Source organism: Segatella oulorum F0390 (assembly GCF_000224615.1).
Taxonomy (GTDB): domain Bacteria; phylum Bacteroidota; class Bacteroidia; order Bacteroidales; family Bacteroidaceae; genus Prevotella; species Prevotella oulorum.
This window is the reverse complement of sequence record NZ_JH114215.1, coordinates 50308-54013: the sequence shown is the minus strand read 5'-3', so window position 1 is coordinate 54013 and position 3706 is coordinate 50308. Positions and strand designations below refer to the sequence as shown.

General features: G+C 52.0%; 2 protein-coding genes and 1 pseudogene. All 3 read left to right on the top strand.

Features of this window, described 5'->3' with window-relative positions; all coding sequences use genetic code 11:
• The first annotated feature begins 224 nt into the window (after positions 1-224).
• Complete coding sequence (locus HMPREF9431_RS00205) at positions 225-431, top strand: hypothetical protein (RefSeq protein ID WP_004379002.1); 207 nt, start codon at positions 225-227, stop codon at positions 429-431.
• Positions 432-475: 44 nt separating this feature from the next.
• A complete protein-coding gene (locus tag HMPREF9431_RS00200) occupies positions 476-3298 on the top strand; it encodes a fimbrillin family protein (protein WP_004379001.1) in 2823 nt (940 codons plus the stop codon).
• Positions 3299-3323: 25 nt separating this feature from the next.
• Positions 3324-3706: pseudogene (locus HMPREF9431_RS13095) on the top strand (hypothetical protein); the annotation flags it as partial.

Here is a 3706-nt window from a genome sequence, read left to right as displayed (position 1 = left end):
ACACACACACACACACACACACACACACACACACACACACACATTCTAACGTCCGCTCATTAATAAAGAACGCGCGCGCGTTAATATACAACATAATCACTTATAAACAAAGGGTGTGCAAGAAGTTTTTGATAAACTTTTTGCATGCCCTTTTTGCATACATAAATGAACAAAAAAGCAAGAAATCAATAGTAGTAAATATAATCATTTAAACAGAACGAAAAATGAAGAAGAGATTGTATGAAATGCCTACATGTGCGGTCATCCATGTCGCGACTGAGCATTATTTGTTAGGCGAAAGTGGACCTAAGGTGCAACCTGGAGGTGGAAATAATGGCCACGTCACGATTGAAAACCCCACCGAAGATGACGAAGACACCAACCTCTCGGGCGCTAAGCGCTGGGGCGGTGGATGGGAAGAAGAGGACTAAACCCTTGTCCCACCAAAGTAGATAACAATTTAAAAAGGTAATCAATGATAAGAAAATATTTCTATAACAACAGCCTGCGGCGCGCCATTCCATTCGCTGCCGCAAGTTTTACGGTCGGCCTTGCACTGTTTGCTTGTTCCGACAAAGATATTGATTCGAATGAGAACAACGGCAAGGCGCTCGTCGCTTTTAATGTTTCGGAAAAGCAAGACCAGGCGCAGGCTGCAGCCAAGAGTAATCAGCCCATGACGCGCGCAGCCTTTACCCATCAATTGGCGCTGCAAGACCTTGCACCCGAAGACCTCACAATGCAGAAACTGCCCGTGCAAGGCAAAGCCGGTGCGGGACTTTGTTTGATAGAAACCACACTTCCGGGTGTGCCCTCGCAGTTTGAAGCCACGGCGCAAACGCGTGCCGACATCACAACCCTGCCCACGATGCAAAACTTCTCGACCACGGCGTTCTATGGTTCGTCGGACACAAGTCTCGAACCTTGGTTCTACGATAAGGACACGAAGAAGGACGGCAACCTCGTTTCGCCCATCTACTGGGATTGGTTCAAAAACCACGGTTGTTTCTATGCGGTTTATCCCAAGCCCTATAGTAAGCTGCAACTCTCACCATCTACTTACACAGGCACGCCCTACGTAGATTTCGAGGTAGAGCCCAACGTCACCGACCAAAAGGATTTGATGACGGCTTGCTCGGGCAATGTGCACACCGATATTGGCACAATGAGTGCCACGGCGCCCCGCACCGACCTCACCTTCCGCCACGCGCTCACCGCGGTGCGTTTCAAGGTGGGACAAAACCTTTCTTACAGCAAGCACATCACCAAGGTGGAGATTGTCAATGCCATGAGCAAAGGCAAATATACGTTGCCCACCGATAAAAACCACACCGGTGCATGGGATGCTTCCACGCTCTCTGCGCCTGCAACGTTTACGCTTAGTGGTGTGAACGTAAGCACATCCGAAGCGGTGAACAATATTATCATGGGTCACAATCAAGACAATTATGTGTTCTACATGATTCCGCAAACGCTTACGGGCGTACAGGTGAAAGTTTATTTCGACAATGCCCCGACTCCTGCCATCACGGCTAATCTTGCCGGCACGTGGAAGCCCGGCACAACGAAGACCTACGCCCTGTCGCAGAACACGTCGAGCTGGCAGTATGAACTGACTGTCACGCCACCTGCCCCGGCAGCATATAATGCCAATGCAACGGGCAATTACAAGATAGAAAGCTATCGCGAAGATCCCGTGAGTCACACCAAACAAGCTGTACCTTGGGAAGTGGTGGGCTATGACACCGACGGTGATGGCACTTTCTCGATGACCGAACCGCTTCCAAGCTGGTTTACGAGCCTGACCACAACGAGTGGCAATGGCAGCATTACGACAACCGGCGAGACGGGTGTAGCTAATTTGGTGCCCGAGGCTAGCATAAACAAATTGGCAGCGATGAATGCCGCTTTAAAGCTGCATGCCAAGGGCAATGCATCGGACTATTACGACTTGTCGACCCACGACATCAAAGGCAACACCACACTGCGCAACACCGCCAACTGCTATATCATCTCCCACCCGGGCTATTATAAAATTCCCCTGGTTTATGGCAACGCCATCAAGAAGGGTGGTAAGAATGAAAGTGCCTACCAAACCGGTAATACCGGGCCTTTTATTTTGACGCACTTTAAGGACCACGCCGGTCAGGACATCACCGACCCTTGGATTACGCAAAGCAATAGTGGGGCCAACGCGCCCGATAATGCCAAGGTAGTCTGGGCCGATGAAAGTGGATTAGTGAAAAACCTCGCAGTAACCGGCAGTGGCACCAATGCCTTCGTGCAGTTCGAAGTGCCTGCCGACAAAATCAAGAACGGCAATGCCGTGATTGCCGTCACCAAGGGCGGTACAGTCGTTTGGTCGTGGCATCTGTGGTTTATTCATGACGATGCGCTCAACACCACTGCCTGCTGGAACTATCAAAACAAACGATATGATTTCTCCGAAGAAACGCTTGGCTGGAAATATACTGTTTGGAGACGTACCAGCTACACCTCGCCACGCAGCATCAAGGTGAAAGTCAGACAGACAAAAGGACAGATTTCTCCTGCAACGCGTACAGAGGCAGTCCTCACCATTACGCAGAATCCGGGTAGCTCGCGGCGAGGCTATAACACCTTCTACCAGTTCGGTCGCAAGGATGCCTTCCCCGGCACTGATACCACTCCCGACGGTTCGTTCAACAAGAACGGCAACAACATGTCCATTCAGAACGGCATCCAGCATCCCGAGACTTTCTACACTGGTAGCTCAGGTTGGGACAACGGCTACAATCAGTACAACCTCTGGTCGATGGACAACACTGTTACAGGTTATAATGACAATGCTGTGGTCAAGACCATCTACGATCCCTGCCCTGCCGGTTTCCACATGCCCGCCTCCAATGCCTTCACCGGTTTCACGACGAATGGGCAGAACGGCGGCCCGATGAATGTCAGCGGTGCTTGGGACTACGGGTGGAACTTCAACAACAAAATCACTTCTCCTGATGCCACCGTATATTTCCCTGCTTCGGGTTATCGCGAATGGGGCAGCGGTTCGCTGGGCGGCGAGGGCTTCGGCAACTATTGGTCGGCAGTCCCGCTTGACACGCACTACTTCAACTACGGTTCCTTAATGGGCTTCTACTCAGGCGGCGTGATCCCGCTGTACTTCTACTTTCGGTCGTTCGGGTTCTCCGTCCGTCCCGTAGCCGAACCCAAAACGAGGGTGACGCCGAAGACGCCGGGCTCAACCGAAGAGCAATGGGGAAGCGAGCAGCAAGTGGGCGGCACCGAGATTGATTTAGACAATTAAGAAACGACAAGTAAAACGAAACGCAATGAAAAAAATAAATAGATTGACCCTTGTGCTGACCTTGATGGCAGCAGGGCTATTCGCCGGTTGCGCAAGCGACGAAGAGGCAACCCGCGAGAACCAAAAGATAACGCTTGACGGCAGCCACTTCAAATTTACCGAAGTGGCCTATCAGGCCGACCAGGCTGTGACACGCGCCGCAGCATCCGTGAAGCCGACGACCGTTGACTTGGGCGACGGCTTGGAGGCCGAAGTATCGGTTACTCCCGATGCGCCCACCGGCAAAACGCGCGCCGTTGATCCCATCAGCGATGGCAAGTATACCATCCTCGCCTTCGACCCCACCACCCACGACTTGCAAGGCAAACTGGAGGGCAGCGTGACGGGCGGCGTGTTCACCCCCGATGC